The following is a 17,361-nucleotide window of genomic DNA, read 5'->3' on the forward strand; positions in this document are numbered from 1 at the left end:
GACCAGTATCTCGTAAGGCTCGCCCCGCGCGTTCAGGTACTCCCTTGCGCTTATACACATCTGCCGCTGCAGAAGATATGCAGGGTGTTCATCTCGGTGGTCGCCGTATCATTAAATACAAATTGGGGGGTGGGGGGGGGGGCAGGGCGGGGAGTGAGGCGAACCACTGCCGATTCCACTTGGGGAGGAGGCTGGAAGGCGCTAGGGGGCACGCGGCAGATGAGCTCGCACTCAGCTAGGTAACGCACCCGCACACTCAAAGCGCCGTAGGCTTTGCTGCCAGGGCCGGCCTGCAGGCGCTCAGCCAGCTCTTTTTGCACCATCAAGACGATGCGCTCAAACTGCCTCACCGGCTGGGCTGGGGATCCCAGAACTTTCTCCAAAATGGGGCCAGTGAGGTTGTAGGGGATGTTGGCCACCAGCAGGCGGGGCTGAGGCGGGAGCGGCAGGCGCAGAAAATCTCCCTCCAATAGCTGAAAGCGGGACTCGTTGGCAAAGCGCTTGCGCAGCAACTGGCACAGATCCCGATCGATCTCCACTGCCACCACCTGGGCGCCTTGGGCCAACAGCCGCCGTGTTAACTGCCCCGTACCTGGGCCAATCTCCAGCACCCAGGGGGGATCCCTGCCCTCTTGGGGTGGTGGCAACTGGGCGGCCTCCACAATTGCCGCGTGGACAGCAGGATCTTTGAGCCAATGCTGGCCAAAGCGCTTGCGGGGATAGGGCATGGGTGGGCTGTCGGCTGAAGGATCAGGGTGAGACCGGCGTCTTCTCTTGGGGCAGGTTGGGATCCCTCCCTGGGAGAGGCTGGCGGTAGAGCGGCACGGTAAAGGTAACGGTGGAGCCCAATCCCTCTCCCAAGCTGTAGAAATGGATCTCCCCCCCCATTGCCTGCACCAGGCGTTGGCTGATGGCCAAGCCTAGGCCGGTGCCCCCGTACTGGCGAGTGGTGGAGCCATCGACCTGGGTGAAGGCCTGGAACAGCTTTTGCTGCTTTTCCAACGACACGCCGATCCCGGTGTCGATAACGCGAATGCGGGCCATCCCCGGCTCGCCAGGCAGGAGGTCTGCTCGCACCGTTACCGAACCCTTGGGGGTAAACTTGACGGCATTGCCCACTAGATTCAGCATCACCTGCAGCAGGCGTTGGTAGTCGCCATAGAGCAAAATGGGCTCCGCCGTGGGGGGCAGGTGAAAGCTGAGCTGCAATCCCTTTTGACTGGCCTGCAAACTGGTTTTGGCCTCCACATCCTTGAAGAGAGCTTGCAGGTCGCAGGGTTGAAACTGCAACTCCAGTTTGCCGGCTTCAATTTTGGCAATATCCAGCACGTCGTTGATTAAGGCCAACAGGTGCAGGGCAGAGCGGTAGGCTTCCTGCAAAAAGTCCAGCTCCTCTTCCCGGCTTTCGGCCATTCCATCCAGTACCAGCCTAATAAAGCCGATGATGCTGTTTAAAGGGGTGCGCAGCTCGTGGGAGGTGTTGGCCAGAAATTGGCTTTTGAGTTGGTTGGCCGATTCTGCTTGGGCGCGGGCCAGCTCTAGCTCTTTGTTTTTCTGAAGCAAGGTTTGGTTAGCCAGTTGCAGACGGGTGGCCAGTTGTCGACTTTGTTCGAGCAACCTGGCGTGGGCAATGGCAGTACCCAAGTAGGTGGCAATAATCTGCAGCAGCTGGAAGTGGCCGGTCTGCCAGGCAGGAGCTGTCTTGGGGGGCAGCACTTCTAGCCAAAGCAAGCTGTTGGGATAGCTGCGGTAGCACATGGCCACGGCTAGGTGGCGTTCTGTTACCACTGGCTCTTCCTGTCTAAGGGCCTGGAGCAAATGGGGGTGATCTCCTAGCCGCAGCGTCTGGTCGAGCAGCGAGGGAGTTTCCGGATAGCGGCGGTACTCGGCGTTAACCGTCAGGAAATCCTGTCCCACCTCGTAGAGGGCAAGTAGACACCGATCCACCCCAAACAACTGCCCCAACTGTTCTACCGTCTGCTGGCACAGCTCGCGGATACCTGCCGAGTGGCCAATGCTGCGCAGAAGCTGAGCTGTAACCGCCTGGAGCGGCTCACCGTCACTGAAGGAATAGGGCGACCTAGGAGTCTTGCTTGTCCCTCCAGCCAAGTTGAAGGGCGTTGCCCCCAGCACCCTGCCCACCACCGCAACAGCTACCACCTCCCCCTCTGTATCCCGCACGGGGTTGAGGCAAAGGTGCAAATGCAGCTTGTAGCGGGGCGAGAGGACTTGGCATTCGTGCTGCAGGGGCTCCCCTGCCGCAAACACCTGGCTGAGCTTGGCTTGGTACTCCTCCCCGTTCACCAACTCCCATCCCTGCTGGGCAGCCACAATCTGCTGCGGGTAGATGCCGTAGCTCTCAGCACCTTCCCAGTAAAAGCTTTGAAAGCGCTGCTGGCGATCCTGCGTGTAGAGGATGAGATCCGGTCGAAGCACACCCACCTTGCTTTGAGCTTTGAAAAACCAAGCTCTTGGGATCCAGAACTTAGGTTTTTGCAGAGGAAGCTGAGGTAGTGGGGTTGGAGTCTCTGTCGGCAAGGCGGGCAAAGAGCATTCGCCCTGCCGAGGTCTGGATGGAGCCAGTAACCACGACCGAGCGAGTTTTGCCTACGGCCCGCTGTCCCTCTTCCACCACCACCATCGTGCCATCTTCCAGATAGCCTACCCCCTGGCCTGGCTCCTTGCCCTCACGAGTAATCTTGATGTCGAAGCTATCGCCAGCGATGTAGATAGGCCGCAAAGCCTCAGCCAGCTCGTTGACATTCAGCACCTTGATCCCTTGCAGCAGAGCTACCTTCTTTAGGTTGTAGTCAGTGGTTACCAACATCCCGCCCACACTTTGGGCAAGGCGCACCAGCTTCTCGTCGACGGTGTTTAGGTCAGAGTAGTTGGCTTCGTGGATAACAAAGCAGTTGGGGTTGGCCTGGCGAAGGGCCTGCAGCGTATCCAGCCCCCTCCGACCCCGCTCCCGTTTTTGGGGATCGGCCTTGTCAGCAATGGCCTGTAGCTCGGCAATCACAAAGCGGGGAACGACTAGCGTTCCCTCCAGAAAGCCCTTCTCAATCAACTGAGCCACGCGCCCGTCAATGATGGAGCTGGTATCCAAAACCTTGGGGCTGGCTGCCACCACACTCCCTTCTGCTGCCGCCTGTAGGGCATAGTTAGGGTTGAATAGGCGCAACAGCGCCGGGCCGTGGGTATCGGCCAAACTCACTCCCAAGTAGGCAAAGGAGAGGCTAAAGAAGACAGAGGCCAGGGGTTCCAGAAAATTGTTCAGCTCCTGGGGCAGGGGCAGTAAATAGACAGGAGCCATAGCCAAGTTGGCAATCACCAGGCCAATGACCAATCCTACCGAGCGGCTAATCAACACATCCGGTGGCAGCGAGCGCACGTTGGCCTCGAAGCGGCGGTAGCCCCAGCGCACCAGGGATCCCAGCGCCAAACCTGCCAAGGCCCCAAAGCCGCCAGTAACCACGCGCGCCCCTTCGACGTTGGCTCCTTCAAGAGCAGCAGGGGGGAGCAGATCTAGGCCGTAGAACCCAAGGCCCGAGCCCGCTAAGATGAAGATTGCAATGAGTAAAATGTCCAACATGGCGCGGAAAGTGCCCCTGCTGGGAATGGCAAGCTGTCAGCAAGGGGCAAACCTGCCCCCTATTCTAGTCTTCGGGCTGGAGGCGGATCTCCTCCCCAAACTCTAGAAAAAGGAGGCTATGCTGAGAGAGGGCGATCCCTGGCTGGCTTAAGTGCTAGTCAAGCTTAACGCCACCAATCAAGGTCTGAGCAAGCTAGAAGGAACCATGGCCCAAACCTTAGAACTAACTGCCGAAAATGTGGAAAAGGTCCTCAACGAGCTGCGCCCCTATCTGCAAGCTGATGGCGGCAATGTAGAGCTGGTGGAGATCGATGGCCCAGTGGTGAAGCTGCGCCTGCAGGGGGCCTGTGGCGCCTGCCCCAGTTCTACCCTAACCCTGAAGATGGGCATTGAGCGCAAGTTGCGGGAGAGGATCCCCGACATCCTAGAAGTGGAGCAGGTGTTCTGAGGATCCCTGCCCCGAGGACTTTGGGCTGAATTCCCCTCTCTTGCGAGGGTAGCTGTCTCCTCTTTTGTTGTTGCCAGCACATGCCGATTCTTCTCTCCATCGCCATCCTAGCCCTCCTCATTCTGGTGCACGAGGCGGGCCACTTCGCAGCAGCCAAACTGCAAGGGATCCACGTCAACCGCTTTTCGCTGGGGTTTGGCCCCGTGCTGTGGCGCTACCAGGGCAAGGAAACAGAGTATGCCATTCGCGCCCTGCCCTTGGGAGGCTACGTAGGGTTTCCTGACGATGACGAGCGCTCCCCCTACCCCCCCGATGACCCGAATCTCTTGAAAAACCGCCCCCTTGCGGATCGCCTGGTGGTGATGAGTGCCGGAGTGCTGGCCAACTTGGCCTTTGCCTACCTGGTGCTGGTGCTGATGTTTGCTCTGCTAGGGATCCCCTCGGTTACCCGCATCCAGCCCGGCATTCTCATTGCTCAGGTAATGCCAGGTAGCCCGGCAGAGCGGGCGGGCCTGCAGGCAGAAGATGTGGTGCTGCGGGCAGCTGACCACGACTACAGCGACCTTGCCGATGCCGCCTCGGCCTTGGCGGCCCTCAACGATTTTCAGACGCTCATCCGCAGTAGCGAAAACCAACCCGTTCCCCTGCAGGTGCGACGAAGGGAAAAAGAAGCGCTGCTGGAGATTACCGTAATCCCGGAGCGGCAAGGGGAGAAGGTAGCCATTGGGGTTAGCCTAGCACCCAATCAGGAGGTGAACCTGCGCCCAGCCCAAAACCTGGGGGAGATCCTGACGGAAGCTGGAAACGCCTACCAGCGCTTGGTGATGATGAATCTCACTGGCCTGCAGGAGCTGCTGCGGAACTTCCAAAACACCGCTACTCAGATATCCGGGCCGGTGGGGATCGTCAAGATTGGCGCAGACCTAGCGCGGGATGACGTTGCCAGCTTGTTGAATTTCACTGCCTTGATTAGCATCAACTTGGCCGTCCTTAACCTGTTGCCCCTCCCTGGCTTGGATGGAGGCCACATTGCCTTTTTGATCTTGGAAGCCATCCGTGGCAAGCGGCTGCCCAAGGAGGTCGAAGAGCGGGTGATGCAGACAGGCTTGGCGCTTCTCCTGGGGCTGGGAGTGTTCCTAATCTTCAAAGATACTCTCGCCATTGTCACCGGGTCGGGCTAGTTGCCAATGACCAGCAAGCGGGCTTTGCGCCAAAAAGCCTTGGAGATTTTGCTGCGCCTGAAGCGCCATTACCCCAACTCCAAGTGTACTCTCCACTACCAGACGCCGCTGCAACTGCTGGTGGCGACGATTTTGTCAGCCCAGTGCACTGACGAGCGGGTTAACCAGGTAACCCCAGAGCTGTTTCGCCGCTTCCCCGATGCCCAGGCTCTGGCCACAGCCCCGCGGGAGGAGATTGAGGCTCTAATTCGGCCCACCGGCTTCTACCGCAACAAGGCCAAACACATCCAAGAGGCCTGCCGCAAGATCTTGACAGACTTTGGCGGCCAGGTGCCCCGCACCATGCCGGAGTTGCTCACCCTGCCGGGAGTGGCCCGCAAGACGGCCAACGTGGTACTAGCCCATGCCTTTGGCATTAACGCTGGGGTAACGGTCGATACCCACGTCAAGCGCCTCAGCCGCCGCCTTGGCCTTACCGAGCACGAGGACCCCGTGCGCATTGAGCGGGATCTCATGCAGCTGCTGCCGCAGGTGGATTGGGAGAATTGGTCCCTTCGCCTTATCGAGCATGGCCGAGCCATCTGCACCGCCCGCCAGCCTCTCTGCCAGCAGTGCTTCCTAGCTGATCTCTGCCCCAGCGCCTCCCTCCTAAAGCCGGAGGCAGCTGCCAATTGAAATCCGCAGGAGCTGGCCCTCTCTCCGGAGGGAGTCCTCAAGCCCCTGCTTTTTACCTCGGTATGAGCGCGGTCACGCTACCCCAGCATCACCTTGGGAGAGAGCAACAGCGTCAGGGATCCCTGGCCACAATCAATGCGCCCTTGAGCAAAGCGCACGCGAGCCAGGCCTGCTTTCTTGAGGGTAATGGCCTCGGGATGGGCTGGCTGTAGCCCAATGGCTGCCTGTACCCAGAGGCTCAGATCCGGCTGGTGGCCAACTACCGCCAGCGAGGTGAAGGGATCCCGCTCCGTCTGCCAGCGCACCAAGTCGGCAAAGCTGCCGCCGGGGGCCAGCGGCTCAAACACTTCCAGGGCTTCGGCCAAGTTCTCGTCCAAGAAGATCTCTGCCGTCTGCCGCGCTCTGACCAGAGGACTGGTGAGCAGGAAATCCCACTTCCAGCCCATGCTCCTGAGCTGGCGGGCAATTTTGCGACAGCGCTGGCGGCCTTTATCGGTTAGGGCGCGCAGGCTATCCTCCTTCCCTGGTTGGGGCTCTTCGGCTATGCCGTGGCGAACAAAATCCACGGTCACTGCCCTGCCTGTTACCTGACTGTTGTCGTCTGGTTCAAGCTCAAACACCATCGGCACCCGGCAACCTTTCACGTTCCTCCTAGGATACCTTGCCCTGCTCGGGAAAAGCCCAGTGGCGACCCTAGTTGTGATACGATAACTAGGATACTAGATGATGTTTTAGGAGTTCCCCAGGCATGTCTGCGGCAATAGATATTGCTGATGCTACCTTTGAAGCCGAGGTGCTGCGCAGTGAGATTCCAGTTTTGGTTGATTTTTGGGCACCCTGGTGCGGCCCATGCCGGCTGGTAGCTCCTGTGGTGCAGGAGATAGCAGAGCAGTATGCTGGTAAAATCAAGGTTGTAAAAATCAATACCGACGAAAATCCCCAAACTGCCAGTCAGTACGGCGTTCGGAGTATTCCTACCCTGATTCTCTTCAAAGGTGGCCAAAAGGTAGATGTGGTGGTTGGCGCCGTTCCCAAGGCAACGCTGACCACGATTTTGGAAAAGCACCTTGGAGCCTCTGCCGAGGGCTAAGGTTTTGGCCAAGACCAGGGATCTTGCCGGCTCTCCACCAGAAGGCAAGTCCTCCAGCCGGGGGAGCCTATTGCAGTAAAAGTGGGTAAAAGAAGTAGACAGAGGATTCTGGATCCCAGCTTGACGGATTCTCTTTCCTTGCTGCTGCAAGAGATTTTTTCCAGTGCGGAAGCTCGTCTCAAGCAGTTACACCACCCCAACCGAACAGCTTGGTTGCGGATCTTGCGGTCGCTGCAGCGGATGGGATCCCTGAAGCTCAGCCGTCTGGACGCCAAGATCCTGGCAGCTACGCTTGAGGATCTGGAGCAGGGTTTTGCCACCTTCCAAAACTACACCCATCGGCGCAAGGTAACCGTCTTTGGCTCGGCGCGTCTAGGGGAGGACAGCCCCGAGTACCAGCAGGCGCAGCTATTTGCCCACCGCATTAGTCAGCTAGGCTTCATGGTGCTGACAGGGGGCGGCGGCGGCATCATGGAAGCCGGTAACCGGGGGGCGGGGCAAGAAAACTCGTTTGGGCTGAATATTCAGCTGCCCTTTGAGCAGGTAGCCAACCCTTTCATTGCCGCCAGCGACCGGGTCATTAACTTTAAGTACTTCTTTTCTCGCAAACTTTTCTTTGTCAAGGAAACAGATGCCCTAGTGCTGTTTCCTGGCGGCTTTGGCACCCAGGATGAGGCTTTTGAGTGTCTGACCCTGATGCAGACCGGGAAGACCAAGCTGATGCCGCTGGTGCTGGTGGACAGGCAAGGCGGCTGCTACTGGAAAGAATGGGATGAATATGTGCGAGAGCACTTGCTCAGCCGCGGCCTAATCAGCTCCGAGGATCTCCACCTTTACTCCCTAACTGACGATGTCGAGGAGGCCTGTCAGCAGATTGTCGATTTCTATCGCATCTTTCACAGCAATCGCTACGTGCGGGAGCTTTTGGTTTTGCGCTTAAACACCAAGCTTTCACCGGAAGCCCTAGAAATTTTAAACCAAGAGTTTGCTGACATTCTCGAGTCGGGCCGGATTGAGCAAACAGAGGCTCTGCCCGAGGAAGCTGAGGAAGACATTGCCCATCTGCCGCGGCTAGTAATGCGCTTTAACCAGCGCAGCTTTGGGCGGCTGTGGCAAATGGTGCGCCGAATCAACAAGCTCCCTCCCGAAAGGTCAGAGCCTTTGATGCACCCTGAACAAAAGTAGCATCAATCCCAATGGGCCGGTTGTTTGTCAAAATCTGCGGCATCACGCGGCAGGATCAGGCGGAGGCCATTGCGGCGCTGGGGGTAAGCGCCCTAGGGTTTGTGGCCGTGCCCAACACGCCGCGCTATTTGCCTCTTTCGGCAGCGCGCTGGGTGGGATCCCTGCCCCGCCATGTGGAAAAGGTAGGGGTTTTTCTGGATCAGGATCCCGGCACCATCGCCACCTGGGTGGAAACGGCTGGCCTCACGGCTGTTCAGCTTCACGGCCAGGAATCTCCAGAGATGTGTCGGCAACTGGGAGAGTGGCTCCCCAGCATCCGCCGCATCAAGGCCCTGCGCATTCGGTGCCCAGCAGACCTGGAGGTGGCCGACCTCTACCGCGACTGTGTAGAGACCTTACTGCTGGATGCCTATCACCCCCAACGGGCAGGTGGCACTGGGCAAACGCTCAACTGGTCGGAACTGGCCTCCTGCTCTCTGCCCTTGCCCTGGCTTCTGGCCGGTGGCCTCAACCCAGACAATGTTCTGCAAGCGCTCAGCCACCTTCAGCCTGCCGGCATCGATCTCTCCAGCGGTGTCGAACGCCAGCCGGGCGACAAAGACCTAGACAAAGTCCGGCGTCTGCTGCAGCAGTTAGCATCCCAAGGTTGGGCGATCGCCCCTGGCCAGTCTCAACCCCCTGCAAGCCAGGAGGGCTCGCGCCCGATCCCTACTGCAGGGATCGAAGGTCCAGCCCTGGCTCGAACCTCACCTCTTTCACCTCTCCAAACCGTCCCATCAGTCCCAGAGGGCGATCGTTGAAGGTCACCAGCACCCCGCCCGCATTGCCAGTGCGCAGCACGATCGATCGCTCGGCCTCCCAGTTCAGCTCCGCCCCTGGCTGTAGGGTAGCCTCAAAAACAGTTTTTCCGTCGACAATAACCCGCAGCCAAGAAGGATGTTCCACCACGCGAATATCAAGGCGCACTGGCTTGCGCTGCTGGGCTTCCAAGACGTCGGGGAAAACCCCCTCGATGCGCGTCCATTGCTCTAGGGTAGGAAACATCTGGCGAAGGGTCGGCTCGGGGTCTGGCTTGCGCTCCAAGGAGTTGGCCGCCGGCGGCTGTAGCTGGGATCCCTCACCGCCCGAACGGCTAGCTAGCCACTGCCCAAAGGGATTGCCCCTGCTCTCCAAAAAAGCCGACAGCCCTCCCACCGCCAGCACGACCAGCCCCACATAGGCAGCCCAGAGGTGGAAGGGTCGCAAAGCAAAGGCGGGCTGTTCGCCAACAGCAGTTCGCGGAGGTGAGGCAGAGGGCATTTTGGCCGATAGCAGCGGCAACGCTTGCCGAGATAGCCTTTCGCCATCCAGCCCTAGGTAGTTAGCGTAGCGTTTGATGAAGCCTTGCACGTAGACTGGCTCCGGCAAGCGGCTTAAGTCGGCTTCCTCCAGGGCCTGCAGGTATTGGGAGCGGATGAAGGTATCGTTAGCTACCTCTGTCAACGTCAGCCCCCGTGCCTCCCGTGTTTGCCGCAACAGGGATCCCAGAGCTTCTAGAGAGTGTGCTGGTTCCTGCATCGTCGCTTACCTGTGAACGCACACTCAGGTGACATCCTCCCCCTCAATTCACGGGAGATACCTAACACGCATATGGTAACGTACCCCAAGACGGGATCCTTGCAGATCGCGCTCCCCTACTCTCTGAGCGCTTGGGCATTGTCAGCAAACGAGGCCAGCAAAGCCTGAACCTCCTGGGGCTCCAACCGGCGAAACTGACCTGGCTTGAGGTTGCCAAGGCGCAGCGGGCCAATCGCCTCCCGGTGTAAGCTGAGCACAGGATGACCCAGCTGCTCGGCCACCCGCCGAATTTGCCGCTTGCGGCCTTCAAACAAGACCACCCTCAGCCACGAGGAGTTGGAGTTTTTTCTAAAGGGGGGCGGATCACAAAACTCCACCACTGCCGGCAGAGTGGTAGACCCATCCAAATCGACGCCCTCCCGCCACCGTTGTAGCGTGGCTTGGCTAGGGCGACCCTGCACCTGCACCCGATAGGTCTTGGGCAGATGATAGCGCGGGTGGGTCAGCTTCAGGGTCAGGTCGCCGTCGTTGGTGAGCAGCAAAGCGCCACTGCTGTCAGCGTCCAGCCGGCCCACTGGATAGAGGCGGATCTGCCGGTTCCAGGGTGGCGGAAGCAGATCCAGGACGGTCTTGCGCCCCCAGGGATCCCTGCAGGTGGACAGGACCCCCCGGGGCTTATGCAGGAGCAAAACGTAGCGGGCCAGATCCCCGCAGGAGATTGCCCGCCCATCCACTTCGATGCAATCCCGTTCCGGATCGGCTTTAAAGCCCAGCTCGGTGACCACCTTCCCATTGACCCGAATGCGCCCAGCCAGGATCCAGGCTTCCACCTGGCGGCGGGAAGCTAGCCCCTGCCGAGCCAAAAGCTTCTGGAGCCGCTGGGGTGCTGCCATAGGCACTGGGTAGCAAAGGAAGCAGAACCTTACCTCCTAGGAGGAGGCGGGTGTGGTGCCGGCTCTGGGCAGATAACTGGAGGAAGAGCTGTAGGACACCTTAAGCCTAACAAATCCTAGAACTTTGCGGTGAACTTTGCGGTTGCTAACCTCTCAAAAGGCAACCGATGAGCTATCGCCCTGCTGGGCTGAAAGGTTCACCAACCGGTTGCGGCCTCCTAGGCGGCAAGACGGATCTCCTCTTACCTCCTGCAACCCGCGATGGTTAAGGGCTGAAATGGTGCAGCTACTGGCCGCCCAACTCCTCGGCCTCGCCACCATCCCCCTCTTCAACCGTTTCCTGGTCTTTGGAGGAGGATCCCTGCTGTCGAGCCTCGGCTTCCCGTTTCAGTTGGTTGAGTAGGGCCAAGACTCGGGACCCCCGTTCCAAGGAGCGATCTTGTAAAAACACCACCGTCGGCACTCGTCGCAGGCCCAGCCGCTGGCCAATCTCCCGCCGCACGAAGGGGGTGGCGGCGACCAACCCTTCCATTGTTTGCCGCTGGGCTGCTTCGTCACCATAGATGCTGACGAAGATGCGGGCGTTTTGCAGGTCGCTGGAAACCTCTACGTCCACAATGCTGACCATGCCCGCCCCCACGCGGGCATCCTTGATCTCCGAGAGCAGGATCTGGCTAACCTCCCGCTTGATCTGCTCGGCTACCCGGGCTACCCGTCGCTCTGTTGCCATTTTTCGATCCTCAGGTTCCTATCCTCTGCAAACTTCGGCCCTTGGGGAGTGCTGACTTCTCTGCGCCATGTTCTCAGAACAGTAGCAGATGCTACGCGCCTCTTCTCCTTCCCCTTCTATTTTGGGTCAATGTCCACCCTCTCCTGAGTAGGAATACCTAAAGCCAGCGATGGATGGAGACAAGGTGATCAAAACCCCAGAGGCGCTGCGGCGCTCCGTGGAGCAGTTCATGCTCGATGTAACGGAGCCGCTCGATCCGCTACTTGCCCTCAAGCTAACTCAGGTGGTGGTGATGCTGGGAGATACAGCTTACGCCATGGGCTACAGCGATGGCCAGCGAAGTCTCTGCCCTGGCCGTCTTTTGGGAGATAGACACTGCCGGCAGCCTGAGGGGAATTGAAGAGAGGAAGGAAAAGCAGCCAAGATGGGATCCAGTTGCTTGGCCTCCTATGACTTCCCTGGTTCTCCTCTGGCATCGCCGCGATCTGCGCCTAGGAGACAACACAGCCCTCCATGGGGCAGCCCAGCGCAGCCCCCAGGTAGTGCCGGTTTTCGTTTTCGACCCCCAACTCCTGCAGCGGGCAGACATGGCCCCAGCCCGGGTGGCGTTTCTGCTCCAGGCGTTGCAGGAGCTGCAGGAGCGCTACGCCCAGATGGGGATCCCACTCCTGTGGCGGCGGGGAGATCCAGCCGTGGAGCTGCGGCAGTTGGCCGCCGAGCTGGGAGCGCAGGCCGTGTTTTGGAACGAGGATCTGGATCCCTGGGCTCGGCAGCAGGAGAGTCGGGTGCGGGCCAGCTTGGCGGAAGCTGGGATCCCGTCTTTTTCTTACCAAGATATGCTGCTGCACGGGCCAGGGGAAGTGTTGACCCAGGCGGGGGAGCCCTACTCGGTTTTTACCCCTTTCTGGCGCCGCTGGTCTAGCTTGCCCAAGCCGGATCCCTTCCCCATCCCAAAGAGTCTGCAGTCGGTGTCAAGCCTGAAAGCCCAACCTCTGCCCAGCTTGGCGGAGCTGGGCTTTGTCTGCAGTCAGCGGATCCCGGCCGCGGGTGAGAGTGTAGCTCAGAGGCTTCTAGAGGATTTCTGCCAGGGCCTGCGCATTTTCGAGTACGAGCGAGCCCGCGACTTCCCCGCCGAGCAGGGCACCTCCCTCCTCAGTCCCCACCTCTGCTGGGGAACCATCGGCATTCGCCGGGTGTGGCAGGCCACCTGTGAAGTGGAAGCGGAGGCCCGCAGCGAAGAGGCCGAGAGCAGCCTGCGCACGTGGCGGCAGGAGCTGTGCTGGCGCGAGTTTTACAAGCATGTCTTGGCCCACTGGCCCCATGTGGAAAGCGGAGCCTACCGACGAGCCTTTGATGCGCTGGAATGGGACAACCGCCAGGACTGGTTTCAGGCCTGGTGCGCCGGGCAGACAGGCTACCCCATTGTGGATGCGGCCATGCGCCAGCTCAACGAAACTGGCTGGATGCACAACCGCTGCCGCATGATCGTGGCCAGCTTTTTAACCAAGGATCTCCTCATCGACTGGCGCTGGGGGGAGCGCTACTTCATGCAAAAGCTTGTAGACGGGGATCTGGCTGCCAACAACGGCGGCTGGCAGTGGAGCGCCGGTGTGGGCACAGATCCCAGGCCCCTGCGCATCTTCAACCCAGCCACCCAGGCGGCCCGCTACGACCCAGAGGGGGAGTATATCCGCCGCTACCTGCCGGAGCTAGCGGGGCTGGATACCCCAGCTTTGCTGTGGGTGGGGAATGACCCCAAGGGATCCTGGGCTCTGCAGGAGCGGCGGCGCTGCGGCTACCCGGATCCCATCGTGGATCACAAGGTGCAGCAGCAGGAGTTCAAGCGGCGCTACCAGGCAGTGCAGCACGGCCACTCTAAGCCCGCTCAAGGCAGTCTTTCTCCTCCTTTCTGACAAGACGTGGCAAGGACTCCTCGTCACTCCCAGAAGCGCTCCGCGCCGCCAGCAGGTTTGCGACGGCGTTGCGTAGCAATAAAAAAGGGGATCCGAGGGATCCCCGCCAATCCCCACTTGCTTGAGACTACCGCCTTAGCTCGCTGGGGATGCGCTCCCCGAAGAGCACGAAGTAGAGAATCCGATAAATGTCCGTGTTCAGGATCCCGGTGGTCGGCACCAACTCTCGAGCGTTCAAGCCCGCAGCGCGAGCAATGACTCCACTGCCGACGTCATCTCCGCTAGCCCAAGCCACGGCAAAGGGAAAGCGCTTGCCATTTTTGTCAGGAGCGGAAATGAACGGCTTGCTACCGGTGCCGTCAACCCCGTCAATGGGGGCACCACTGCCTTCGGGGTCAGTAGTGGGCAACGGCTCCTCGGCAGACTCGACATCCACCAGCTGCATCCCGCCAGCATTGCTGTCGCTGGTGGTGATCATGAAGGTCTTGGGATTCTTCTCGATGAAGTTGAGAATCACCCCAATGGCATCGTCAGCCCGCTTCATGGCCTCCAGGCAGCCGGAAGCGTTGAGGTTGTTGCACATGTTATCAGTGCCCTCTTCTTCGATGACGGCGAAGAAGCCCTTAGGATTGCGGGAGATCCGCGCCAGGGCAAACTGTGTCATCTCGGCAATGGTGGGGGCGCTGGCGATGTAGTTGGGCAAGTTTTCTTTCCGCAACTCTTCTTCAGGCTTGTCGTAGAAGGTGTCCTCGACGTTGAACACCCCCAAAACCTTGGAGACATTTGCCGGCAGCTTCAGCAGCTCGTCGCGGGTGTAGACAACGGCGTACCCCTTTTTCTTGGCCTCCTCAATCAGGTTGCGGCCATCCTTGCGCTTCCCTTTGCCAAAGCGGCCCTGGACACCTCCCGGTAGCAGCCATTCCTCGCCACCCCCCAGGATGATGTCTACCCCTGACTCCACCACCTGCAGGGCAATCTCCTCACAGTCGCTGCGCTTGGCAACTTCGGCAACGAAGGCAGCCGTCCCCGGCTCAATGATGGATCCCGTTTGCACCAGAGCCGTACCCAAGCCTGCCGCCACAGCCTCTTCCATGATCGTGTTCAGGGTGCCGTTGGCAGAGGGGTACTCCTTGCCGTCCGGATCCAACCCAAAGCTCTTGGCGTGGACACGGGTTCCTGTGGCATGGGTCACCGCTCCGGCGTTGGAAGTTCCCCCAAGCTGGTCGAGATGGTGCCCGCGATAGGGGGCAATCACGGATAGGGGGCAATCACGGGGAGACGATCCCAGTTCAGAAAGCCATCGGGGCCGTAGTAGAGAATGCGCGTGATGTCCCAGTGGGAAGCTGAGGTTCCATCTGGGCGAAAGAAGATTGCACCGTTGCCGGTTGGCTTAGGCGCCGCTTGAGCCACACTAGAGGAAAAAACTGACGAGGACAGCAGACACAAAGTTGCAGCCAAAGCCGCCCTCAGAGAATAGCTACGCATAGCTAACACGCCCTTGCTCGTTCGAAGCTGAACGTCAAGGAAAGTAACACAGCCTTGAACAGCTAGCAAGAGCGCGCGCAAATGCTCCTGCAGAACTTACCTGCAGCGACAATCCGCCTCTCAGGTCTACTACTTGGCCGGGGTAGGTTGCGAGGTCTATACCTAGAGTTAACTATCTCTTAACTGCCTCATAACGTCAAGGCTTCTCGTAGAGCTTTATAGCCGTCTTCCAGTCAAGCTGTTCTTTTGGGAGCAGGCGTCGAACTCTTGGCCTGCCAGGACCGCCTAAGCTGTCTAAGGTGGTGTTGCCAACGCTGCAGTTCCCCGGCTTCCAGCGGGATCCCGCCAAAGCGTACTTCCAGGTAGCGCTGCAGGAACCGGATGGCCAGTTCAACCTGAGGCAAGTCGGCCTGGCGCAAGTGTTCTAGGCAAGCTTCTGGCCCTAGGTGGGCGGGGATCCCCACCGCCGTCGCCAGATCCTGCAGTTGCAGATAAAGCCTTGAGATAAGCTGGCGGCGCCGCTGGGACTTGGGTAGAGCCGCCGGGATCCAGCGCATCCCGGCAAAGGCCAGACTCGGCAGCAAGAGGCCAACCATCCAGGTGGGCCAAGGGGGGGATGGCTGCCACAGGGATCCCATCACCACCCCATTGGCGGCAGTGGCTAGGAGAATCCACCCCCCATCCTGCCAGCGCAGGGCCTGATAGCGGCGGCGGCGACCCCAGTAGGCCATGGAACTGGTGATTAAAATCACCCCCACCAGCGGCAGGCCGTTTTGCTGCAGCGCTTGCCCCCAGCCCACCAGGCTGCGGCGGAAGACGGCGACGACATCCTCTTGCTTTTGGGGAGCAGTCACGCGGCTGGCCAGCTCTTGGATTTGCCGCCAGATCTGCCGCTGGGTAAATAGGTCGTACTGAATCACATACTTAAACCAGCGAAAGCGCAGGCTGTCGTAGAAGTCTAGGATGGGATCCCACCCGCTTTGCCGCTGGCTAACATTGGCCTCTGCCGGCGTGGCATCGAAGATGATCCATCCATAGGGGCCAAAGGGGATCTCCGTCCAAGAATGGGCATCGGCGTTGCGCACCGCCAAGTACTTCTCCTGCGCCACCCAGCGACCGCCCAAGAAGCCATTGACCACGCGGGCCGGTATGCCAAGGCTGCGGGCCAGTATCGTCAGAGCGGTGGCAAAGTATTCGCAGTGGCCGCGGCGATGGGTAAACAAAAAAGCCTCCAAAGGCGGCTCGGCACCGGGATCCGGCAATTTGGTGGTGTAGGCGTAGTTCTCTAGCAGGTAGTTCCGCAGAGCCGTTACCTTGCCAAAGACATCGGGGATCCCAGCCGTGATCTCCTCTGCCAAGGCGGGAATGCGCGGATCCAGGTCTTCTGGCAACTGCAGATAGGCTTGTTGCTGGACTGGGTCAAGAGCGCTCAGCAGCTCCTCCCGGCCAAGCTGGCGCAGGCGGGGTTCCAGATCCGGTGGGATCCGGCTCACGGCACGGTAGAGATAGGGCATCCGGGGGGGCAGAGAATGGCTGACATCTCCAGTCTCGCGCAGGAGCAGGCGGCGGTTTTGCCATTGCCACCTCTGCTGTGGAGTCATCGCCCCACCTCGATCCAGCCATTCCACCTCCACCAGCGGCGCCACCCCAAAAACGGTGTTGGTGTCCAGCGGCTCTAGGTAGATGAGCTGCTCCAGCGGAAAGAACTGCAGGTCGGAGGCAGCAGGGATCAAGGGGGAGGCCGAGAGCTCAAAAACCCCTGCCGCGTTGGGGAAAATCGAGAGCGAGCGATCCAGCGTCCGCGACCAAGCCCGCCCGTCGTAGCGATCAAAGCTCATGCCACGCCAGTAGAGAGACTCCACCTGGGGCGGCACCCCTGCCGGGAACTCCACCCGCATGACAACGGTGTTGTCAGTCTTGAGGGTGCCGAACTCCCCCAGGCTGACCTCTTCGGCAAAGCCAGTGGTCATCACCGGCGAACGGGCCTGCCGGCCTAAGATCCCCAAGCCGACGCGCGGAAATAGGAAAAACAAAGCCACTGACAGGACCATGGCCAGCAAGGCCAGGGATCCAAGAAACCCCAGAAAGCCAAGGTCGATCCTGCGGACTTGGCTGGCCGCCTGCGGGTGCTGCTCGGCTTGGAGGCGCAGATGATAAAGGGTGAGGTTAACTAGCCCTACCCCCACGTAAAGCAGGAAGAGGAGTCCAAAGCTGATATCTTGGTTGAACAGGGTGGCAATCGCCATCAACAGCAGCGACAACACCGCCAACTGGATGTAATCTGCTGCCCGCTCCCGCTGAAACAACTTGGCCCCCGTTAGGTAGAGCACCAGGCCAATGGCCCCATCCGAAAGCTGCAGGAAGCCCGAGAGCACCAACGCCGCCAAGCTGACCAACACGCTCACCGTCAGCGGCATCCAGAGGGGCGCATAGCGGGCAAAGCTAATTCGGGGTGGCTCCCAGAACCAACTGCCCACCCCCGCCGCCAAGCAGAGGGCGATAACCGCCGGCGACAGGGCCTGATCTCCAAGGCAGAGGGCCGTGAAGGCGATCCCCACCAGCAGGTAGATGAAGACTTTTTGGACAGCAAGCAGCGGCCAGGTCATGGGCTA

The 17,361-nt window shown here is 59.9% G+C and carries 16 protein-coding genes and 3 pseudogenes; 8 read left to right on the forward strand and 11 right to left on the reverse strand.

The genetic code is table 11. From position 1 onward, the window contains the following. Nucleotides 1-137: 137 nt before the first annotated feature. The 3 genes and pseudogenes from rsmA to NW812_RS10645 all read right to left on the reverse strand — a co-directional run. Nucleotides 138-728 (reverse strand): annotated as a pseudogene (gene rsmA, locus NW812_RS10635) (16S rRNA (adenine(1518)-N(6)/adenine(1519)-N(6))-dimethyltransferase RsmA); the annotation flags it as partial. A gap of 22 nt (nucleotides 729-750) precedes the next feature. Beyond that, complete coding sequence (locus tag NW812_RS10640) at nucleotides 751-2,436, reverse strand: ATP-binding protein (RefSeq protein ID WP_414396722.1); 1,686 nt, start codon at nucleotides 2,434-2,436, stop codon at nucleotides 751-753. Between the two features lie 49 nt (nucleotides 2,437-2,485). Next, complete coding sequence (locus NW812_RS10645; protein WP_414396725.1) at nucleotides 2,486-3,592, reverse strand: PIN/TRAM domain-containing protein; 1,107 nt, start codon at nucleotides 3,590-3,592, stop codon at nucleotides 2,486-2,488. A gap of 205 nt (nucleotides 3,593-3,797) precedes the next feature. Between NW812_RS10645 and NW812_RS10650 the strand changes: the two genes are divergently transcribed. The 3 genes from NW812_RS10650 to nth all read left to right on the forward strand — a co-directional run bounded on the left by NW812_RS10650 (nucleotide 3,798) and on the right by nth (nucleotide 5,896). Next, nucleotides 3,798-4,040 carry a NifU family protein gene (locus NW812_RS10650; protein ID WP_414396728.1) on the forward strand — a complete coding sequence of 81 codons (243 nt, stop codon included), beginning with the start codon at nucleotides 3,798-3,800 and terminating at the stop codon, nucleotides 4,038-4,040. A gap of 80 nt (nucleotides 4,041-4,120) precedes the next feature. Continuing rightward, nucleotides 4,121-5,221, forward strand: a complete 1,101-nt coding sequence (rseP, locus tag NW812_RS10655; protein ID WP_414396730.1) for an RIP metalloprotease RseP — start codon at nucleotides 4,121-4,123, stop codon at nucleotides 5,219-5,221. A gap of 6 nt (nucleotides 5,222-5,227) precedes the next feature. Then, nucleotides 5,228-5,896 carry an endonuclease III gene (nth, locus tag NW812_RS10660; protein WP_414396733.1) on the forward strand — a complete coding sequence of 223 codons (669 nt, stop codon included), beginning with the start codon at nucleotides 5,228-5,230 and terminating at the stop codon, nucleotides 5,894-5,896. Nucleotides 5,897-5,973: 77 nt separating this feature from the next. Here nth and sixA read toward each other — a convergent pair whose 3' ends face one another. Next, on the reverse strand, nucleotides 5,974-6,519 hold the full coding sequence (gene sixA, locus NW812_RS10665) for a phosphohistidine phosphatase SixA (RefSeq protein ID WP_414396736.1): 546 nt from the start codon (nucleotides 6,517-6,519) through the stop codon (nucleotides 5,974-5,976). 125 nt (nucleotides 6,520-6,644) lie between these two features. On the opposite strand from sixA, the gene trxA reads away from it, so the two are divergent. The 3 genes and pseudogenes from trxA to NW812_RS10680 form a co-directional block, all read left to right on the forward strand. Then, nucleotides 6,645-6,986: a thioredoxin gene (gene trxA / locus NW812_RS10670; RefSeq protein ID WP_414396739.1), complete on the forward strand. Its 342-nt coding sequence runs from the start codon at nucleotides 6,645-6,647 to the stop codon at nucleotides 6,984-6,986. Nucleotides 6,987-7,106: 120 nt separating this feature from the next. Then, entirely contained in the window at nucleotides 7,107-8,171 is a 1,065-nt protein-coding gene (locus NW812_RS10675) for a TIGR00730 family Rossman fold protein (RefSeq protein ID WP_414396741.1), read from the forward strand. An 11-nt stretch (nucleotides 8,172-8,182) separates the two neighbouring features. After that, nucleotides 8,183-8,809 (forward strand): annotated as a pseudogene (locus NW812_RS10680) (phosphoribosylanthranilate isomerase); the annotation flags it as partial. Nucleotides 8,810-8,879: 70 nt separating this feature from the next. Here the strand turns inward: NW812_RS10680 and NW812_RS10685 are convergent. From NW812_RS10685 to rbfA, 4 genes and pseudogenes are all read right to left on the reverse strand, one after another. After that, the gene (locus NW812_RS10685) at nucleotides 8,880-9,470 is read right to left on the reverse strand and encodes a DUF4115 domain-containing protein (RefSeq protein WP_414396829.1); all 591 of its coding nucleotides are present in this window, start codon (nucleotides 9,468-9,470) and stop codon (nucleotides 8,880-8,882) included. Between the two features lie 45 nt (nucleotides 9,471-9,515). Continuing rightward, nucleotides 9,516-9,728: pseudogene (locus tag NW812_RS10690) on the reverse strand (helix-turn-helix domain-containing protein); the annotation flags it as partial. Between the two features lie 116 nt (nucleotides 9,729-9,844). Continuing rightward, on the reverse strand, nucleotides 9,845-10,621 hold the full coding sequence (locus NW812_RS10695) for a pseudouridine synthase (protein WP_414396744.1): 777 nt from the start codon (nucleotides 10,619-10,621) through the stop codon (nucleotides 9,845-9,847). A 286-nt stretch (nucleotides 10,622-10,907) separates the two neighbouring features. Beyond that, nucleotides 10,908-11,351 (reverse strand): 30S ribosome-binding factor RbfA, encoded by a 444-nt coding sequence (gene rbfA, locus NW812_RS10700; protein WP_414396747.1) that lies wholly within the window; start codon nucleotides 11,349-11,351, stop codon nucleotides 10,908-10,910. Nucleotides 11,352-11,520: 169 nt separating this feature from the next. On the opposite strand from rbfA, the gene NW812_RS10705 reads away from it, so the two are divergent. After that, the gene (locus NW812_RS10705; protein WP_414396749.1) at nucleotides 11,521-11,751 is read left to right on the forward strand and encodes a hypothetical protein; all 231 of its coding nucleotides are present in this window, start codon (nucleotides 11,521-11,523) and stop codon (nucleotides 11,749-11,751) included. Between the two features lie 49 nt (nucleotides 11,752-11,800). Beyond that, nucleotides 11,801-13,264 (forward strand): cryptochrome/photolyase family protein, encoded by a 1,464-nt coding sequence (locus NW812_RS10710; RefSeq protein WP_414396751.1) that lies wholly within the window; start codon nucleotides 11,801-11,803, stop codon nucleotides 13,262-13,264. Nucleotides 13,265-13,391: 127 nt separating this feature from the next. Here the strand turns inward: NW812_RS10710 and NW812_RS10715 are convergent, their stop codons facing one another. The 3 genes from NW812_RS10715 to NW812_RS10725 form a co-directional block, all read right to left on the reverse strand. Beyond that, nucleotides 13,392-14,519, reverse strand: a complete 1,128-nt coding sequence (locus NW812_RS10715) for an alkaline phosphatase (RefSeq protein ID WP_414396753.1) — start codon at nucleotides 14,517-14,519, stop codon at nucleotides 13,392-13,394. After that, nucleotides 14,516-14,749, reverse strand: a complete 234-nt coding sequence (locus NW812_RS10720) for a hypothetical protein (protein ID WP_414396755.1) — start codon at nucleotides 14,747-14,749, stop codon at nucleotides 14,516-14,518. Before NW812_RS10720 ends, NW812_RS10715 begins: the two co-directional genes overlap by 4 nt. A 233-nt stretch (nucleotides 14,750-14,982) precedes the next feature. After that, nucleotides 14,983-17,355, reverse strand: a complete 2,373-nt coding sequence (locus NW812_RS10725) for a DUF3488 and DUF4129 domain-containing transglutaminase family protein (RefSeq protein WP_414396757.1) — start codon at nucleotides 17,353-17,355, stop codon at nucleotides 14,983-14,985. Between the last annotated feature and the right edge of the window lie 6 nt (nucleotides 17,356-17,361).

It is taken from the genome of Synechococcus sp. O70.2 (genome assembly GCF_047462135.1).
GTDB lineage: Bacteria > Cyanobacteriota > Cyanobacteriia > Thermostichales > Thermostichaceae > Thermostichus.

What these genes read in the sequence shown, in the direction of transcription:
- NW812_RS10645 (WP_414396725.1), bottom strand. Translation starts at nt 3,592, where the DNA reads ATGTTGGACATTTTACTCATTGCAATCTTCATCTTAGCGGGCTCGGGC.
- NW812_RS10650 (WP_414396728.1), top strand. Translation starts at nt 3,798, where the DNA reads ATGGCCCAAACCTTAGAACTAACTGCCGAAAATGTGGAAAAGGTCCTC.
- rseP (WP_414396730.1), top strand. Translation starts at nt 4,121, where the DNA reads ATGCCGATTCTTCTCTCCATCGCCATCCTAGCCCTCCTCATTCTGGTG.
- nth (WP_414396733.1), top strand. Translation starts at nt 5,228, where the DNA reads ATGACCAGCAAGCGGGCTTTGCGCCAAAAAGCCTTGGAGATTTTGCTG.
- sixA (WP_414396736.1), bottom strand. Translation starts at nt 6,519, where the DNA reads ATGGTGTTTGAGCTTGAACCAGACGACAACAGTCAGGTAACAGGCAGG.
- trxA (WP_414396739.1), top strand. Translation starts at nt 6,645, where the DNA reads ATGTCTGCGGCAATAGATATTGCTGATGCTACCTTTGAAGCCGAGGTG.
- NW812_RS10685 (WP_414396829.1), bottom strand. Translation starts at nt 9,470, where the DNA reads ATGCCCTCTGCCTCACCTCCGCGAACTGCTGTTGGCGAACAGCCCGCC.
- NW812_RS10695 (WP_414396744.1), bottom strand. Translation starts at nt 10,621, where the DNA reads ATGGCAGCACCCCAGCGGCTCCAGAAGCTTTTGGCTCGGCAGGGGCTA.
- rbfA (WP_414396747.1), bottom strand. Translation starts at nt 11,351, where the DNA reads ATGGCAACAGAGCGACGGGTAGCCCGGGTAGCCGAGCAGATCAAGCGG.
- NW812_RS10705 (WP_414396749.1), top strand. Translation starts at nt 11,521, where the DNA reads ATGGATGGAGACAAGGTGATCAAAACCCCAGAGGCGCTGCGGCGCTCC.
- NW812_RS10710 (WP_414396751.1), top strand. Translation starts at nt 11,801, where the DNA reads ATGACTTCCCTGGTTCTCCTCTGGCATCGCCGCGATCTGCGCCTAGGA.
- NW812_RS10720 (WP_414396755.1), bottom strand. Translation starts at nt 14,749, where the DNA reads ATGCGTAGCTATTCTCTGAGGGCGGCTTTGGCTGCAACTTTGTGTCTG.
- NW812_RS10725 (WP_414396757.1), bottom strand. Translation starts at nt 17,355, where the DNA reads ATGACCTGGCCGCTGCTTGCTGTCCAAAAAGTCTTCATCTACCTGCTG.